Here is a 17509-nt window from a genome sequence, read left to right as displayed (position 1 = left end):
ATCAGAGCAGGAGCTCTCTATTGGCTGCACATTGAATGAGGAGGCAAATAAAGAATGGCAAAAGCCATGATAGTGAAGCGGGAGAATGGTGAGCGTACAGTCAACAAAACCTAATGATCTAACTTATCGCTGATGCGGGGATTAACTCTGCATTGTCGTTAGTAGCTCCATCATATCTTTAGAGCTGATGTTCTTCTTATGCCTGACTACAGCGTCAATCATCAATTCTAAATTCCCCGCCGAGATATAATCCTTGAGCACGTCATTAAATTTTTCTTGTATTTCATCACTCGTGTACAAGTGCTCAGGAATAAAAAATAAAAATTGGCTGCCACTACTACGAAACGAGATAGTACTTTCTGGAACCTTTGCCGTCAGAGACTTAGCCGCTGAACTCACCACCAAGTCTCCATATTCAAGCCCATACTTTTGGTTAATCTCATTGAGGTTTCTGATTCGTACAAAGTAAAGGTCGAAATTACCGTTTGTTGGATAGCTGTTCTTAACAAACTGCATGAGCGAGACTCGATTGCGAAAGCCTGTAATAAAGTCCGTAGAATGAAGTTTTCGTTTGATGGAAAAATCGATATAGAAAATGATGCCCGTCATCAACAAAATCAAGACAAGAAAGGCGCTGCTGATTTGGTGAACAACAACAAACTTGCCTACCATGGACGTATTTTCTTCAATAACTGGGCTTTGTAATCGAAACTTTTCGTTAATGAATTCGACTAAGGTGGTGTAGCAAATATCGACTTTCTTCTGCAGCGATTCTTTGGGTAGCTGACCTTGGCTGACCAATTTGATTGACGATTCTAGCGACTTAAATTTTTCAAACTCTGCGGTAAAGTAAGGCTTAAAGTTTGCTGAGCGAATAAAATTAGACGATTCAGTGCTGTTGAACAGAATATCAAAACGACTCCAAGTAATGTCATATGCCAACCAAAGTTCATCATAATCAATCGTCTTTGCATGGCTAACCATCAAGAAGTTTGCATACTCTTTGACAAGTTGAAAAACAAACCATGTTGCCTCATTTTGGCGATTAGAAAAGCTCTTGTTGATGTCATTAATTCGAGTAACGCTGTAGATATTGACGGATAGAACAACCACGGCCAAAGACAAAACAACGACTTTGATTGCGGCCATAGACAACAGCTTCTTCATAATTAGCCTCTACAGGTGAATATCACGAATCTGCCAAATCATCTTGGCATGGAAATCAGGGGTATTAGTCTCAGGATTCGCAGAGAGTGGGTAAATCAACCAAAACGGGCCTTTCTCTCTCACAGACATAAACTCCCCATTCTTTTTAATCGCAATGATGGGTTCATAGGTATCAAAATCTTCTTTGGGCACCGCAATTTTATAGTCATTCAATGCTACGAAAGTGACTTGTGATGATATCGGTAGATCCATATTTTCAAGCACCGTTTGTAACGTCACACCACTATAAACGGTCAGACCCTCGACCCAAGGCAAGGTGGTAGTAATTTCTGTCTGAGGAAGTGACAGGAGTTGCTCTCTACTAAAACCATGCTTTTGCCCAGAGTGGTCGAAAACCGTTAACTCTGAGGCTGCAAAAATCGAAAACGAGCAAAGCCAAAGCATCAACAAGAATACAGTTCTCATTCTAAACTCCATTTAAAAGGTCACTAAATTGAGTCTAGTATAAATTGACCATTTAACTTGTACCGATACCACTCAGATTGATTGGTATCACTTTATTCCGAATGCTCCTACACCTCGCTGTTTTTCAATAACTTCGCCGTTTCTCTGTCTCTTCCATCACCGCTCTCGTTCAGCGCTCCCTACCCGCTTGACGTATTTCTTCTCGACTGGTTAGTAAGAAAAACTCGTATTTTACTCTGCGTAAGTAAACCAATCAGCCTTATGAATACGTATCAAACAACAAAATTAACAATAAATATGAGTAAGTAAGTAGCGAGAATGCTGGTTGCTGCATAACCTTTAATCGAACGTAAGCAGCTTTAAGAGACCTAATAACGAGTTCCAGTCGTTTCTTCTCCACCAATTGATCTCGTGTATTGACCTTAGAAAGCTTACTCATTTCATAATCAAGGGAATCGAGAATGAGTTTGAATATAAAAAAATTTAACCCCATGGCGACACTTTCTACCCTAGTAATGACGCTGGTCATGTTTCCTGTTTCTGCTGAAGTTAATCAAGAACAATTCGAATTAGGTAAACAAAAAGCCAAAGTGTGTATGACCTGTCATGGCGCTGATGGCATCTCAACACAAGATCCCTACCCGAACCTTCGCGGTCAAAAAGTGGGTTATCTCATCTCTTCATTGAAAGATTATCAGACTCGAGAAAGAACCAGTGGTTTAGCGATTCTCATGCAGCAACAAGCCGACACGCTCTCAGACCAAGACATCCGTGACATTTCCTATTTCTATTCTGTGCTCGGCAACGAAGCAGGCTCGCTCAGCGATTCAAATTAAGTCAGCGATTCAAAACCTCTAGGCAAGGAGCCTTGTTATGGAACAAGTGACAACGCAATACAGCATTAAGGTCGTGAAGTACTTCATCATTGCATCCTTAGTGTGGGCGATTGTAGGTATGATCATCGGCGTGATTCTCGCCGCGCAATTATATTGGCCAGTCTTAAACTTTGATTCTCAGTATTTCCAATTTGGTCGACTGCGTCCGCTACATACCTCTGGAGTAATTTACGGCTTCGTCGTGAATATCTTGATGGGGACGTCTTTGTACATTGCCCAGCGAACAGGCCATTGTGACTTGTTCAACAAAAGCCTTTCATGGATGGTATTTTGGGGCTGGCAATTCATCCTGTTACTTGCGGTCATTTCCTTACCCGCAGGCCACACTACCTCAAAAGAGTATGCGGAGCTTGAATGGCCAATCGACTTGATGATTGTGTTGGTTTGGGTGCTGTACGCGGTGTTGTTCTTTGGCACCCTTGCTAAACGAAAGGTCAGCCATATCTTTGTGGCTAACTGGTTCTTTGCTGCATTCATTATCGTCGTTGCAATGATTTTCATCGTGAACAACCTCGCGATGCCTGTGTTGGCGATGAAGTCCTACTCTGTGTTTGCAGGCGCTCAAGATGCGATTGTTCAATGGTGGTGGGGACATAATGCCGTCGGTTTCTTGCTGACCGCTGGTGTGATTGGTATGAACTACTATTTCATACCCAAAGCGGCGGATCGACCTATCTACTCGTACCGTTTGTCTGTGATCCATTTCTGGGGCTTGGTCGGCTTTTACACGTGGGCCGGAACGCACCATTTGGTTTATTCTTCTGTTCCCATCTGGATTCAGAACATCGGCATCGTTATGTCTTTGATCCTGTGGCTCCCTTCTTGGGCAGGCGCGTTCAATAGCGCAATGACCCTCCTACAAAATAAAGAAAAGCTGAAGTCCGACTACATTCTTTTATTCTTTTTCTCAGCGATTCTTTACTACTGCTTGGCAACATTCGAAGGTCCGCTACTCGCTATTCGCTGGTTCAACATGGTGGCACACAACACCGAATGGATCATCGGGCACGTACATTCCGCGGCTCTCGGATGGGTTGGGATGTCAGGGATAGCGGTTTTTTACTACTTCATTCCACGCTTATGGGGCCAAACCGATCTATGGTCACGACGACTGATTAAATGGCACTTTTGGCTTGCTCATGCTGGCGTCGCCATCTATGCAATAGCACTTTGGATCGCAGGCATCGGCGAGGGATATATGTGGCTCGCTCAAAATGAAAATGGCGAACTGATTTACAGTTTTGTAGAAGCTATGGACTTTAAAGCACCTTGGCTATTCATGCGTTTCTTTGGTGGCGCGCTGTTTGTACTTGGATTGTTCTTAATGGCTTTCAACTTGTACAAAACGGTTCGTATGCCCGTAACAAATGATGCTAAACACACTGTTAATGAAGGAGCTTAAATGATGAGTAAAGACTTTACACATTCAATCGTCATTTTAATTTTGACCACTGTTGTCGTGGCCTCCTTCTCTTTATTGGTCTGGGTAGTGCCAAGCATTGTCCGTGGCGATGATATTGCCAAAGGCAGCTTAGCGATGCCTCTCACACCGATTGAGTTAGCAGGCCGAGACATATACATCAGTGAAGGCTGCCATGTTTGTCACACACAAATGGTTCGCCCTCTAGAGCCAGAAGTGAAGCGTAATGGTCGCCCGAACCAAGAAGCAGACGATATCTATGAGTTTCCTAACTTGTGGGGCTCTAAACGTACTGGTCCTGACCTCACTAACTTAGGTAGAAAGTATTCTGACCAATGGCATGCTATTCACTTAATTGACCCTCGAAAAGTCGTACCGACCTCGATCATGCCCTCTTACCCGTGGCTATTTGAGCAGACTCTGACTGGCGATGATATTAGCGCCAAAATGGAAGTGTTACGTACCTTAGGTGTGCCTTATACCGATCAAGAAATTGGTGATGCCCGTTTGCAAGTAAGAGGCAAAACCAAAGGTGAAGCTCTGATTCGCTATTTACAAAGCCTGGGTAAAGATACGTCACAGGAGGTATCACAATGAGCACATTCTGGAATCTATGGGCGGTACTCTTAACCTTAATATTCTTTGTTCTGATGGTGTCTGTTGTCGTTAAATACTGGCGTAGCAATCACAAGGCCGATCACGACCACACCATTGGCACCTTTGATGGTATTGAAGAGAAAGATGCGCCTCCACCTAAGCTATTATTTGTCAGTTATGCAGTGGCATTTCTTTTGTCTGCTGGTTATTTGGTGCTCTACCCCGGGCTCGGCGAATGGGAAGGGTTAGTCGATTGGGAACAAAGCGACGATAAGCTCAGTTCACCATCCACCACTCTCAATGAGCAATTTGCACAAACCAGTGAAACCACGTTAGAAGGACTAGCTGCCGTCCCAGAGATCGTGAACAGCGGTAGGATTCTATTCCAAACTCACTGTGCCGCTTGTCACCGAGATAATGCACAAGGTCAGAAACACTTCCCTAATCTTATCGACCAAGAATGGTTATACGGCGGCAGTGATGAAGCTGTGATCCATTCGATTGCCAAAGGGCGAAATGGAGCGATGCCGGGTTGGAGTGAAATCATGCGCCCAGACGAGGTGGCAAAAGTCTCCTACTATCTAGCGTCTCTCAACCAACGTCATACCGATGTGCCGGAGATTAAAGTCGAGCTCGGTAAAACCTTGTTCGTCCAATACTGTTCGTCTTGTCATGCCGATGGTGCTGTCGCTAACCCAGCGATTGGCGTACCTGATCTTTCCGATGATATCTGGCTTCACGGAGGGAGTATTGAAGAGATTCAGCACACCATCAATTACGGTTTGAACAACCTAATGCCTGCGTTTGATGAGCAGCTCAGTGAGAACGAGATACTCGCGCTTGGGGCTTATATCCGACACGCTGGTGACGTAGAGCAACAAAGGCTTGCGAGTTTGAAAGCATCATCTGTTGAGCGCGGAGAATATCTCGCTTACGCCGGTGACTGTGTGGCTTGTCATAGTGCAGAAGGTGGCGAACCCTTTGCTGGCGGCCTACCGTTTGTGACCCCTTTCGGTACCGTGTATTCAACCAACATAACGCCACACACCACCGAAGGGATCGGGACTTATGACTTCGACGATTTCCGAGCTGCGTTAGTTGCAGGTAAAGGTAAGAATGGTTACCTGTACCCTGCAATGCCCTACACCTCTTATCAATACCTCACCGACCAAGACATGGTCGATTTGTGGGAATACATGCAGTCAATCACTGCCGTGCCACGACGCAATGATGACAACAGCATGATGTTTCCATCCAATATTCGCTTAGGTTTGCTTGGCTGGAACATCGTATTTATGGATACAGACCCTATTGATTATGAAGTACCAGAAGAGCTCAAAGGAGAAATTGAGGATGTCGATAAGTGGCAACAAGGCAAATATTGGGTCGCAGGACTTGGTCACTGTTCGGAGTGCCATACACCTCGAAATATTGCCCAAGCACTGATACCAGAACGTATTTTCCAAGGTAACTTGATCGACGGTTGGAACGCGCCTGATATTACAGCCAATGAGCTCTATATCGATGGTTGGGATGAAGCAACACTCACAGACTTTTTACACACAGGACATTCAGACAAAGGCACCGCTTTTGCGGGTATGGCTGATGTAGTGAAAAACAGCCTAAGCTTGATGACGCGTGAAGATATTGAGTCGATGTCCTATTACCTACTCAGTGGGGACATCAACAACACCATTGCCAGTGATGCCGTTCAGTTACAGCCTAAAGGGTTTGATGAAGCTGCGTATGCCAGTGAAATCTACACCACGTATCGTCAAACCTGTGGGGCCTGTCATGGTGACGATGGTAAAGGTCGCGATCCAATCGCCCCTACTCTGTTGAACAACGGTATTATCATGCACAGCGACCCATTCAATACCATTGCGGTAACGGTGCGCGGCTTGCAACCCACCTATCTCGACAAAGACAGAAATTTCATGCCAATGGCAAGTTTTGAGGATGTACTGTCGGATCAACGCTTAGCTGAGTTAATCACGTTTGTGCGTTTAAACCTTGGCGACAGAAATGAACCGGTCACGGCTGAGCATGTTCGAGAGGTAAGAGAAACACTTGAAGCAGCAGGCTATGCAGGTGGATTACACACCACACCTGAAATGTACGAAAATCGAGATAAGAACATTAACATACGATAGGCGCTGTAGCTGTGCGTAGCCGATTGGCCCAACAAGCAGCGAACAGCACGTAACTTTTATGTTTGCCTAACAAGCCAAAAGGAGACCACTGTGTCTCCTTTTCTTTTGCCCAAACCCAAGTTTTCGATACTTTGCCGTACAACACAATTGTAACTAACTGATTACACAATTAAGCAGAGCTGCACATAATGCGATCAATCTCGCAGAACAAAGATGACACCAAGTGCATAATATGCAAAATTTTCTAAAGATGTACTAAGGACAGTTATGGATACAACTACACTCATCTACGATACGTTGGAAGGCCTGTCGAGCGCAAAGCCTCAGCAACACGCTCAAATCCGCCAAAATCTATATAACCAATTAGATTTATCATTTGAGAAGCAGTTGGCTTTGTATTCATCAGTTCTTGGTCCAGCAAGTGCTGGTAGATTGACCGATTTGGATAGTGCAGTGATGTCTGCACGCAAGATTGTTGGCTTAGAAAACAGCTAAGCAATCTTCAACCTATCTCAACTTTAACGCTGCCATTGTGCAGCGTTTTTTTATGGACGCTATTTACGATAAGTAAGGTTGGTTACAATAAATGCTGTTAGTTGCGATAAATACGGTTAGTTGCGATAAACGCGGTTAAGAAGATAAGTGCAGTTGGGTCTGTTTTTCAAGTTACACGTATTCTCATTTGGTTAATCTTATGTTCCATTTTTAACAGGTGTGTAACCACAATAATGGCGCTAATGTTAGTAGCACGTTAACCACACATCGGATGGAAGAATCATGAGAGTACTTATTGAATATACACAAACAGGCAAATACCGTGATCATGCGTGGGAAGCATTAACGATTCGTTCAAAAGGCGAAATTCAAGCTGTGACTCCCTCTTATGCGGCTCAACTTATCGAACAGAACCGCGCCAGCTTATCGACCACTGAAAATCAAGATATCGTCATCCAACCTTAATGGCTTCAAGGGCTACCCCTCCTAGTTCCTTAAATCGAATAGTTCGATGACATAAAAAAAACGCTGCACGGATGCAGCGTTTTCTTGTTTCTGGCGTATCGTATTTCTAACGTAGATAGTTTCTAAAGTAGAAAGCTTCTAACGCATCTTGTTTCTAGTGCAAATAGCTTGATTACTTTGGCAGATTTTCTAACGCTTCAACCATCGTCATCAATTTATCGACAATCCTTTCGCCGTCTACTCGCAAGCCATTGTGTTCATATTCATTGGTGATCCACGCTTTCGAGTTAGGAATGTTCGCCAATGTTTCACGGCTGTAATCCAACTCAACGTACATGTCATCGGCGTAAACGGCACACGCCATTGGCACTGTATTCTTGCTCAACTGCTCTGCGTTGTACAAAGTGCCCCAGTCCGACTTTTCAGCCAACATGTTCGCGGCTTCACGCAGTGGCTTCAGCGTTTCAAGTTGGTCGAACATCCATGGGTACACCATTTCACCAGTAAACCAGAACTCACTGCCCGATTGGTAGTTGAAGTGTGGGTACTGCTCACGAACACGATATGCAGACCAGTTAGACGCTGTACCTTGACAGTAAATCGATTCATGCAAGATTGCGTAAATTGGGTTAGTTAAGTAACCCTGCTCTTGCTGCATTTGATTTAGGAAGCTGTAGCTCAGCTGTCTGTTACCGTTCACTTCAACAAACGCACTCTCCAGTGTGAAATACATTGGAAGGTTTGCTTCGCCGCCACCAAGATTAATACCTATTAGCTGGAACTGTTCAACTGTGAACACCTGACCGTTTGGCAGTCTCACATCGTGGTTGAGCAGGTAATCAGAGATCTCGCGACACATAGCTTGTGCTTGTGGGAACTGAGCAAAGAAAGCTCTGTTTTTGTCTTCTACACGCTTGTAAGTCGCACGATAAACATCGTCAGCTTCTCGTTCAATAGAAGGAATGCCGCCCGTCACATAACAACGCTGCAAGCTCTGTGGGAACAGTGACAAATAGCTCAGTGTACAGAAGCCACCAAAGCTTTGACCAATCGTCGACCATTGCTTAATACCAAACTGTTCACGAATCGCTTCAGCGTCACGAACGATGTTATCCGCTCTGAAATGCGTTAAGTATTCGACTTGTTGTTCTGGAGACAAATGCGCCAAAGTTTCATGGCTGATAACCGTGCTGTTGCCAGTACCACGTTGGTCTAGAAGCAGAACACGGTAGTTTTGTAATGCACGCTTTAGCCAACCCGATTGACCACTCACCCGTGGAGAAGGAAAACCTGGGCCGCCTTGAAAGTAGATCAACCACGGCAGCTCTTGCTCATCTTTAGCGAGATCAACCAGCTCACGTGCGAAGACTTGGATCTGTTGTCCATCTTTGGCTTGATAATCAAGTGGCAACTCGAAAGAGTGCTGACGGTACAGGGTGGTTCCATCAATAAAGTTAGCTTGCACGCTTCATTCCTTTTTATCTGATTCTAAAGTCATTGGTACGAATAAAAATGGCACCCTTTGGCACCGTAGTTAGCAAGATACGCATACTAGCTTGTAAATGAAACCGTTTGTTGAACCTGAATGTGAAGGTACTTCATTAAATCGCCAAATTAGCTTTATACGCGTAACAACTTGTGTCAAAACAGAGAGTTTAAGATGTGATCTATTGAGAAGAAGAACAAAAGTGGGACACAAATAAAAAGAGCTTAACGAGGTGAGGATACGTTAAGCTCTTTGGTTTTATCTGTTGTAAATGAGGTTTTTAGGTTGAACAAGCTCAGGCTTTATAGGTTTAGTTTCTATAAGCCAAAGATCTATAAACTGAGCTTCTGTAACTTATAGCTCTATAAAACAAAGCTAAGAAGCCTCGAGCTCACCTGCACCTTGAATTGAACGTTGGCTGTTTTCAACAAGGATAGCCGTCGCCGTTTCTTTCAACGCGCCCCACTCTCCATCGTCAACTTCAATGCCCTCGTTCCACGCCTTCTCTTGAGTTTTAAAAAGCGCTTCCGATTCAATGTGTGTTTGGTAGCCATCTGACAAACGTTCGATATCGAAATCCTGGACGGAAAGCTCGATGGTCATATTGTGGATATGATCGTCCGATGCCAGAGGCAAATCTGATAAAAACAGTTCTGGTGCAACGCAACCACGGTTAAGCACATACAAGGCGCTCTTAGGATTTGAGCCATTATCCCAACGTGCGGTACATGCGATGCCTTTCGCTGCCAGTTTTACAAGCTCACTGTACGCTAACCAACGGTTATGGCAGTTGTTTAGCTCGATTTTCAGCGTCTTTTTACCGACCATTTTTTCAATGGCGTAATCCATCACCACAGGAAGATGACACGCTAAGCTCGCCTTGTTCAGGTCCACTTCAACTGTGTTGTCGCTTGTCACTTGGATGTCTACAGGGCAATCGTCTTCTAGCCCCATAAAGTTGCTCGCATTGTTAAAATGACGAACACCATCCAAGCCAACCATTTGTAAATCTGCCACCATGTTCGCTATCACATCGGCTTCACCACATGTACGACGCATACCCAGAAAGGCTTTATTAACGGCCGCTACCAGTTCATTGTGAGAAACGATCATAACGATTTACCTCCATGTTGAGCGTTGATATGTGTAGGAACTTTATTTGAGTCAGCGATCTCCGCTTCACTTGGTAAGATTGGGAACACCCATTCGTCCTGATGAATTTCATCAAGCAACGGTGCACCTTGGAAAAACGTCACTCGTACCCAACGGTCTGAGCGAGGATCAAACTTAGTCGCTCCAAACATCGCTAGCTTACAACGCAGCAAATGCATTTGTGGCGAGTCTTGGTGCAGCACGTTCATTTGAATGTCGCCCATCGCCTTGTTACCTAACGTCCACACACGGCGCGCAATGGCACGATGCTGCGGTTGTTTAACAAGGAATTCAGCCAATGAAAGCTCTGGCGCGAATTGCAATAAAGCATGGTACAGACGGTAAGCTTGACGGCCGATATCCAACGGCAGTTCGCGCTCTTCGCCGAGTTCCTCGCCTCGAACACCGAGCCTTGGCTCTTCTTTGTCCTGAGAGCGATACCAGAACCAGTAGTTATTTTCTGCTTTCGTAAAGTCAGTCGTGATCGCCCAACGGTACTTTTCTTCTAACACAACCAATAGGTCTTGGATCTTTTTGCCACTAGGAAGCGAGAGTGTTTCGCTACAATTCATTTGCTCTTGATGGGCGTCCACTAATTCTGGGTACAATTCCATCAAGCATGAGATAAGGATTTCTTGGGCTTCCATACTCATGTGCTTAGATTGTTCAACTAACTGCGCCCATGTATCGCAATGGTTTACAGAAGCTTCTAGTGACTGTTCTGCGTGTTTCAACTCATCAACAGCGGTTTTGTTCAACTCTTGCTGATTTTCATTGATGGTAACAACTTGTTCTAAATGACAAATCGCTTTTTTAACTAATGTACGTAGGGGCTCAATCAATGCCGTATCCGTGTGATTAGCTAACACGTCAGCTAATGCATGCTCACGGGTTGTCATCCATTGATCGACAATACTTGGGTGGTTAATCAGATATGGCGCCATACCTAAACCTGTGGCATTACCCACACCTAGGTAGCGTTGTAAGCCTCTGTGCAAGGTAATCGCTTGTTCACCGCCTTGTTGCTCCGCTAGGTAATGAACCCAATCTAGGCTGAACTCACGCAGCATATAAACAGCACACATTTGAGCACTGAACGATTGATTAAAATCTGGATTCTTTTCCAAGATTTTAAAGTCAGCAATACCAAACTTACCATTACCATAAACCGCTGTGGTTCGTAGGATGTAGCCAACTTCCGCTAGCTCTTTTGGCGTTGGTTGAACACCTTTAGCCAAGTGACTAACAATATGTTCAAACACTCGTACACTTTTGTTGGCACGCGCTAAAACAAGCACATTGTTAGGGTTACGGCCTGCTTCTTGTAGCGGTACATTCGCACGAAGTCTCTCAAGTAGGGTGACATCAACATCACCAAGAACCAGAGCAAACGTTACGTCCCACTTTTCAGCAATTACACGGTCATTTCGTTCGTCGTCTGCAATCTCATCGCAGAAAACAACCAAATGATAAACATGATTTGGCGTCTCTAGCTTATAGATAACATGACCAAAACCTCGAGCGTCTAGTTGCCACTCATGCTTAGTCACTTTCCATTGCTGTTGCGCCATTTTACGAATCAGAGTTCTTACGAAGCTGATGCGTGTTTGGTGCATAGCACCCAGTCTTTCCGGTGCCATGACGACCGTTGCGTCACGTAGTGCTGATTCAGTGTAGGTAGAACGATGTGCATCCATTTTGCTCACCACCTTAATAGTTATAGGATTTTGCTAGCCATTCAGAACCGATCGTTGCTGTCTTTTGAAGCATATATAGCTACAGTATGTTGGTTAGCTTTCACGTTTTTAATCGTTATTGATATTATCGAGGCAAGCGAACTCGCCACTTATTATTTGTCCTGACTAGATCGATTGACCTAAATACGTGCCGCCCGGTGTATCTTCACCAGTACGGTTTTTATCTTCCTTCCGGAATCTTGTATCAGCCTTCTTTCAAAGGCTCACACCTTGTTTATCTTCAGTTTTTAGAGAGCTTTATCTCTACATTTTCTTCTTTATACCGGCATTGATGTTTTATAAGCCTTGATCTTTCGCCATCTTGATTGCGATTTGAGGCGCATTCCAAAGTGATGGCAGCAAGATTAAGGACACCGGTACCGCTGTGATAACTATGAATGATTGCAGCGCTGAAATACCGCCGGAACCTAGGGAAATCAGAATCAATGCTGTTACCCCCATCATCACACCCCAGAAAGTACGAATAATTGCGTTAGGCTCTGTCTCACCGCTGACTACCACACTGATGGTGTAAGTCATTGAGTCACCTGTCGTTACGATGAAGATCGTCGTCAAGATCAAGAACAGAATAGAGATAAGCATTGGCATTGGTAGTTGCTGAGTTACTGCCAGTAGCGCGCCAGGTAAATTAAAGCCTTCGAACGCTTTACTTACGCTGCCTGGGTCTGCAATTTCAAACGCAAGGCCAGAACCGCCAACAATGGTGAACCAGAAACATGTTACGAACGGTGCAATAAGACTGATGGTTGATACCAATTGGCGAATACTACGACCGCGTGAAATACGTGCGATGAAGATTGCCATCATTGGGCCGTAACCTAAGAACCAACCCCAGAAGAATACTGTCCACCAGCTCAACCAACCTTCGTCACCACGGTATGTTGCCATTGGGATGAAGTTGTCTATCATGCTGCCTACACCTTGGATGTAGCCATTGAAAATGAAGTTTGTTGGGCCGAAGATCAGAATGTAGACCATCAATGACATTGCTAAAATTACGTTGTAACGGCTTAGCATTTGCATTCCGCGGTTAAGACCACTTAATGCCGACAATGTGTATAGAACGATAGCGAACAGGATGATGATAAGCTGCGTCGTGAAGCCATCAGGAATATCAAACAGTGCGTTCAGTGCGTAGCTCACTTGCAAGCCTAAGAAGCCGATAGGACCAATGGTGCCCGCCGCTACTGCGACAATACAACATGCATCAATCAATGCGCCGGTGTGACCTTTCAATGCTCGCTCGCCTAAAACTGGGTAAAGCAAAATACGAGGTTTAAGCGGTAAGCCTTTGTCGTAGTGAAGGTGCATCACCACAATAGACGTTAAGCTACCGACAATGGCCCATGCTAGAAAACCCCAGTGCATGAAGGATTGCGATAAAGCATTCACCGCGCCTTGCTGTGCGTTTTCTTGTGCGCCGTACAATGGTGGTGGGCTAACGTAGTGAGCGATAGGCTCTGCTGCTGCCCAAAATACACCGCCACCTGCCAGTAGCGTACAGAAGATGATCGCCATCCAACGGAAGCCGTCCATTTCAGGTTTAGCGATGCCGCCTAGGATAACCTTGCCTGTTCGCCCTGCCGCCAGGCCAAGACCAATAAGAAAAGTCAGAAGAAGAAGCATTTGCCAGTAAGGACCGAATACTTTTACAGACCATGCAAAGCCCGTATTTACTAGGCTTGATAACAGCTCGCCATCAAATAGAGCAAGTGCCACGAACAGAGCGATAAAACCGCCGCTGTACCAAAGTGCTGGGTTGGATAGGCCTAATTTGTCTGACGTAGACTCAGACTCGTTTGTGTTGCTTTTTGCATTAATTGTTGTGTGTGCTTGACCCGCATTTAAGCTTGAAGATTTCACGCTATTGGTTAAATCAGACATACTCTGACTCCAGAGGTTTCTTTGCAGCTGTCATTTGAATGATGACTACAAGGGTGTATTTAACACCTGCCCTATTGTTTTTTGTGTTGGGCAGGCTAATCCATGTTTGGGTTACCGCGTTGCGAAATAGACCGTTGTTCCTTTTGAATAGTGAAATTGGTTTAAGCAGCACTTGCTTATTGAACGTTTGTTAGAAGGCTGCTAATTCGATGATGGCTCGCGAGAAACCGTTAACCCTTGGTTTGAGGCTCTAGGCCATCTTTCAAGAAGTTAAACCAGTTTTCTCCCAAGACTTGCCCAGCTTCAGACTCGCTGAAACCATGACGCATCAATCCGTTATATATGTTTTCCATACCCGCACTACCACAGAACCAAGGCAACGCATCTGGCCAACCTGAGTTGTTCGCAGAGCCTTCGCCGTAGTCCATTGCTTTAGACCAACGACCATTTCTCATCCATTCAAGAACGGCTTGAGGTTGGTTTAAGCATAGGTCACTGCCAATACCGAGGTGCTCTACGCCGACCATGTCAGCCGTAGTCGCAACCATCTGGCAGAAATCTTCCAAGGTACATTGGCTGCCGTTTGGTAGGTGGAATGGGTACAAGCTGAATCCGATTAAGCCGCCGCGTGCGGTTAGAGCTTTAATTACATCGTTTGATTTATTTCGTAGTGCATCATGAGCAAACGTCGGGTTCGCATGGCTGATACAAATAGGACGAGAAGACAAGTCGATAGCTTCAAGTGTTGAGCGCTCTGCACTGTGAGACATATCTATGATCATGCCCACTCGGTTCATCTCTTCGATGGCTTGTTTACCAAAGCGAGTAATACCTGTGTCGTTCTTCTCGTAGCAACCCGTCGCCAATAAGCTCTGGTTGTTGTACGTCAGTTGCATGATCAAAAGACCTTGCTTACGCATCACTTCGATAAGACCGATCTCATCGTCGATTGGAGAACAGTTTTGAGCACCAAGGAAAATGCCGACTTTGCCAGTCGCTTTTGCAGTCTCGACATCAGCCATTGAGTGAATCGGCATGATAAGGTCTGCGTTCTGCTCGAATCTTAAATTCCATTCTGCAAAGCGAGATAAGGTTTCACGAGCCGTCTCGTGGTAAACCGCGGTAGCGTGAACTGCTGTAATGCCGCTCGCCTTTAGTGTTTGGAAATATTCTCTGTTCCAATTGCAGTATTGCAATCCATCTATAACAATCCGTTGCTGGTACATAACCACTCCTATTGAAAGCTCAGTGTTCTAGCTCGGTTTTGAAAACACGCTCAAATAACATGTTTTCAAAAATGGGTTAAATCACTTGTCTAAGTTCGTTTGCTGCTTTGGTTTGAATGTTGGCCTGACTCTGTGAATCAGGCCAATTCGATAGCTGGATAGCTAGGAAGTTAATTCAGCTATCCAATTCTTATTTAGAAAGTGGATTAGTAAGGACGTTGGTAAGCCGTCTTAACCACTGTGTAGAACTCTTTCGCGTATTGACCTTGCTCACGAGGACCGAAGCTAGACTCTTTACGACCACCAAACGGTACGTGGTAATCCGTGCCTGCTGTTGGTAGGTTGACCATCACACAACCGGTCTGCGCTTGTTGCTTGAACATTGCGCTAGTACGTAGGCTCTGAGTAATGATGCCGCCTGTTAGACCGAAGCGAGTGTCGTTGGTTGTCGCAATCGCTTCTTCTAGGTCAGCGACACGAATCACACTTGCCATTGGTGCGAACACTTCTTCTTGGTTCACTTCCCAATCGTTCTTAGTGTTCAAGAACAGCGTTGGAGACATGTAGAAACCTTCGTGCTTCATACTCAAGCGTTCGCCACCAAATGCCAGCTCACCGCCGCTTTGACGTGCTTTCTCAACCCAACCTAGGTTTGCTTCAAGTTGGTTGCCATCAACGACAGGGCCCATGAACACACCCTCTTCCAGTGCGTGACCCACTTTCAGCTCGCTCATACGTTTAATCAGTGCTTCAACGTATTGGTCGTGAATGCTATCCATAACCACAAGGCGAGAAGACGCGGTACATTTTTGGCCTGCGCCAGAGAAAGAGCCGGCAATCGTTGCATCAACCGCAGTTTGGATATCAGCATCGTCAGCAATAACAAGTGCGTTCTTACTGCCCATTTCTAGTTGGCATCGAACGAAGTTTGGCGCTGTAGCCGCTGCCACTTTACGACCCGTATCAACAGAACCGGTAAAGCTCACACCGTTCACTTCTTTAGAGTTGATCAGTGCATCACCTACTGTTGAACCGCTACCCAGTACAAGGTTAAACGTACCTGCAGGGATACCTTGGCGGTGGATGATCTCTGTAAGCGCGACCGCACTTGCTGGTGTTAGGTTTGCTGGTTTCCAAATAACGCTGTTACCGAAAGCCAATGCTGGAGCAATTTTCCAAGCTGCTGTTGCTGTCGGGAAGTTCCAAGGAGAGATAATGCCGATAACGCCCACCGCTTCGCGAGTCACTTCAACAGAAACACCCGGGCGTACAGAATCTGCGTTGTCACCAATTTGGCGAAGCACTTCAGCCGCGAAGTATTGGAAAAACTGACCTGCACGGTAAATCTCACCGCGACCTTCAGCAAAAGGCTTACCTTCTTCACGAGAAAGTAACGTACCCAGTTCATCACAACGTGCAATCAGCTCATCACCAATTGCTTGAAGCACTGCTTGTTTACGCTCAATCGGAGTTTTTTCCCACTCTGGTTGAGCGTGCTTTGCCGCTGAAATCGCTTGTTGAACTTGTTCAGCACTTGCTTGTGCGAAGTTACCGATGTTTTCAGAAATATCTGATGGGTTAATGTTCGCTACGGTGCTTACACCCGCTTGCCATTCGCCGCCAATGTAAAGTGCGTTTTCTGCTTGAACATTCTGTAATTGAGTCATCATTCTGTCCTTGTAACGGTTAGGTTGCGGTTGAGTCTGGCAACCATCTGATTAATGAATAAAACGTTAATTTATATAAGTAACTACGTTTAAATCTTGTATCTAAAACTGAACCAAGTCGCTTGTATCAATAGACCGCTTTAATTCAAAACAGCTTTAATCCGCAAATTGCCTCAGTTCACAGTATCTTTATTCAGGTTGAGAGGCTGATGCGTAAACCACGAACTCAACCAACATTTCTTCTCTTGCTAACCCTGCAACGACGACCGCAGCACGGTTTGGATAAGGTGCATTGAAGTATTCTCCATATACGCTGTTTACCGTTTTTAGGTATTCACGGTCTGTCACGTAAATTAGAACTTGCAGCACTGAATCCATAGATTCGCCTGCACACTCCAACGTATGAACAAGGTTGTTAAAAGTCTGACGCGTTTGCGCTTCGATACCGCCTTCTACTACTGCGCCAGTTTCATCAATTGGAATCTGCGCGGTGTATAGAGTGCCGTTATTAACGATTGCCCACTCTAGGGGTGCTTTTGAAGCGAAAAGCTCGGTTTTTACTGGGTGTTTTTTAGTTTGTGCGTTCACGATTCCATCCAACTTTGTAACAACTATGTTTCAAGATGGTTAAATACTGCACCTTGACGCCTGATAAATCTAACGGTAAATTTTGTGCATT

Annotated in this window: 14 protein-coding genes and 1 pseudogene; 6 read left to right on the top strand and 9 right to left on the bottom strand. The window is 45.1% G+C overall.

The window, feature by feature from the left end; genetic code table 11:
• Positions 1-141: 141 nt before the first annotated feature.
• Positions 142-1167 carry a GGDEF domain-containing protein gene (locus AB6E51_RS04560; protein WP_372058254.1) on the bottom strand — a complete coding sequence of 342 codons (1026 nt, stop codon included), beginning with the start codon at positions 1165-1167 and terminating at the stop codon, positions 142-144.
• A 9-nt stretch (positions 1168-1176) separates the two neighbouring features.
• Positions 1177-1632: a hypothetical protein gene (locus AB6E51_RS04555; protein ID WP_372058255.1), complete on the bottom strand. Its 456-nt coding sequence runs from the start codon at positions 1630-1632 to the stop codon at positions 1177-1179.
• A gap of 461 nt (positions 1633-2093) precedes the next feature.
• Between AB6E51_RS04555 and AB6E51_RS04550 the strand changes: the two genes are divergently transcribed.
• The 6 genes from AB6E51_RS04550 (at position 2094) to AB6E51_RS04525 (ending at position 7658) form a co-directional block, all read left to right on the top strand.
• Entirely contained in the window at positions 2094-2468 is a 375-nt protein-coding gene (locus AB6E51_RS04550) for a cytochrome c (RefSeq protein ID WP_029235248.1), read from the top strand.
• Between the two features lie 37 nt (positions 2469-2505).
• Entirely contained in the window at positions 2506-3930 is a 1425-nt protein-coding gene (gene ccoN / locus AB6E51_RS04545; RefSeq protein ID WP_017069846.1) for a cytochrome-c oxidase, cbb3-type subunit I, read from the top strand.
• Positions 3931-4545, top strand: coding sequence for a cbb3-type cytochrome c oxidase subunit II (locus tag AB6E51_RS04540; RefSeq protein WP_017064719.1), 615 nt, complete (start codon positions 3931-3933; stop codon positions 4543-4545).
• Positions 4542-6698: a c-type cytochrome gene (locus AB6E51_RS04535; RefSeq protein WP_372058256.1), complete on the top strand. Its 2157-nt coding sequence runs from the start codon at positions 4542-4544 to the stop codon at positions 6696-6698. The genes AB6E51_RS04540 and AB6E51_RS04535 overlap by 4 nt, the downstream gene beginning before the upstream one ends.
• A gap of 267 nt (positions 6699-6965) precedes the next feature.
• Positions 6966-7193, top strand: a complete 228-nt coding sequence (locus AB6E51_RS04530; protein WP_004730426.1) for a PAS factor family protein — start codon at positions 6966-6968, stop codon at positions 7191-7193.
• Between the two features lie 282 nt (positions 7194-7475).
• On the top strand, positions 7476-7658 hold the full coding sequence (locus AB6E51_RS04525; protein WP_004730424.1) for a hypothetical protein: 183 nt from the start codon (positions 7476-7478) through the stop codon (positions 7656-7658).
• 172 nt (positions 7659-7830) lie between these two features.
• On the opposite strand, the gene AB6E51_RS04520 is transcribed toward AB6E51_RS04525, so the two are convergent.
• The 7 genes and pseudogenes from AB6E51_RS04520 to AB6E51_RS04490 all read right to left on the bottom strand — a co-directional run bounded on the left by AB6E51_RS04520 (position 7831) and on the right by AB6E51_RS04490 (position 17418).
• The gene (locus AB6E51_RS04520) at positions 7831-9123 is read right to left on the bottom strand and encodes an alpha/beta fold hydrolase (protein WP_372058257.1); all 1293 of its coding nucleotides are present in this window, start codon (positions 9121-9123) and stop codon (positions 7831-7833) included.
• 396 nt (positions 9124-9519) lie between these two features.
• Positions 9520-10257 carry a DUF3726 domain-containing protein gene (locus AB6E51_RS04515; protein ID WP_372058258.1) on the bottom strand — a complete coding sequence of 246 codons (738 nt, stop codon included), beginning with the start codon at positions 10255-10257 and terminating at the stop codon, positions 9520-9522.
• Positions 10254-12066: pseudogene (locus AB6E51_RS04510) on the bottom strand (hypothetical protein). The gene AB6E51_RS04515 and the pseudogene AB6E51_RS04510 overlap by 4 nt, the downstream one beginning before the upstream one ends.
• Before the next feature lie 263 nt (positions 12067-12329).
• Positions 12330-13937, bottom strand: coding sequence for a BCCT family transporter (locus AB6E51_RS04505; RefSeq protein WP_017066850.1), 1608 nt, complete (start codon positions 13935-13937; stop codon positions 12330-12332).
• 230 nt (positions 13938-14167) lie between these two features.
• The gene (locus tag AB6E51_RS04500; protein ID WP_017060833.1) at positions 14168-15163 is read right to left on the bottom strand and encodes a membrane dipeptidase; all 996 of its coding nucleotides are present in this window, start codon (positions 15161-15163) and stop codon (positions 14168-14170) included.
• A 206-nt stretch (positions 15164-15369) separates the two neighbouring features.
• A complete protein-coding gene (locus AB6E51_RS04495; RefSeq protein WP_061017242.1) occupies positions 15370-16830 on the bottom strand; it encodes an aldehyde dehydrogenase family protein in 1461 nt (486 codons plus the stop codon).
• Between the two features lie 189 nt (positions 16831-17019).
• Positions 17020-17418, bottom strand: a complete 399-nt coding sequence (locus tag AB6E51_RS04490) for a RidA family protein (RefSeq protein ID WP_004730412.1) — start codon at positions 17416-17418, stop codon at positions 17020-17022.
• Positions 17419-17509: the final 91 nt, after the last annotated feature.

This window comes from Vibrio sp. 10N.247.311.47, assembly GCF_041467535.1.
GTDB lineage: Bacteria > Pseudomonadota > Gammaproteobacteria > Enterobacterales > Vibrionaceae > Vibrio > Vibrio crassostreae_C.
Note: the sequence above shows the minus strand (reverse complement) of the source record. Positions and strands in the feature narration are given on the sequence as shown.

Coding starts and splice junctions, on each gene's coding strand:
- AB6E51_RS04560 (WP_372058254.1), bottom strand. CDS start 1,167: ATGAAGAAGCTGTTGTCTATGGCCGCAATCAAAGTCGTTGTTTTGTCT.
- AB6E51_RS04555 (WP_372058255.1), bottom strand. CDS start 1,632: ATGAGAACTGTATTCTTGTTGATGCTTTGGCTTTGCTCGTTTTCGATT.
- AB6E51_RS04550 (WP_029235248.1), top strand. CDS start 2,094: ATGAGTTTGAATATAAAAAAATTTAACCCCATGGCGACACTTTCTACC.
- ccoN (WP_017069846.1), top strand. CDS start 2,506: ATGGAACAAGTGACAACGCAATACAGCATTAAGGTCGTGAAGTACTTC.
- AB6E51_RS04540 (WP_017064719.1), top strand. CDS start 3,931: ATGATGAGTAAAGACTTTACACATTCAATCGTCATTTTAATTTTGACC.
- AB6E51_RS04535 (WP_372058256.1), top strand. CDS start 4,542: ATGAGCACATTCTGGAATCTATGGGCGGTACTCTTAACCTTAATATTC.
- AB6E51_RS04530 (WP_004730426.1), top strand. CDS start 6,966: ATGGATACAACTACACTCATCTACGATACGTTGGAAGGCCTGTCGAGC.
- AB6E51_RS04525 (WP_004730424.1), top strand. CDS start 7,476: ATGAGAGTACTTATTGAATATACACAAACAGGCAAATACCGTGATCAT.
- AB6E51_RS04515 (WP_372058258.1), bottom strand. CDS start 10,257: ATGATCGTTTCTCACAATGAACTGGTAGCGGCCGTTAATAAAGCCTTT.
- AB6E51_RS04505 (WP_017066850.1), bottom strand. CDS start 13,937: ATGTCTGATTTAACCAATAGCGTGAAATCTTCAAGCTTAAATGCGGGT.
- AB6E51_RS04500 (WP_017060833.1), bottom strand. CDS start 15,163: ATGTACCAGCAACGGATTGTTATAGATGGATTGCAATACTGCAATTGG.
- AB6E51_RS04495 (WP_061017242.1), bottom strand. CDS start 16,830: ATGACTCAATTACAGAATGTTCAAGCAGAAAACGCACTTTACATTGGC.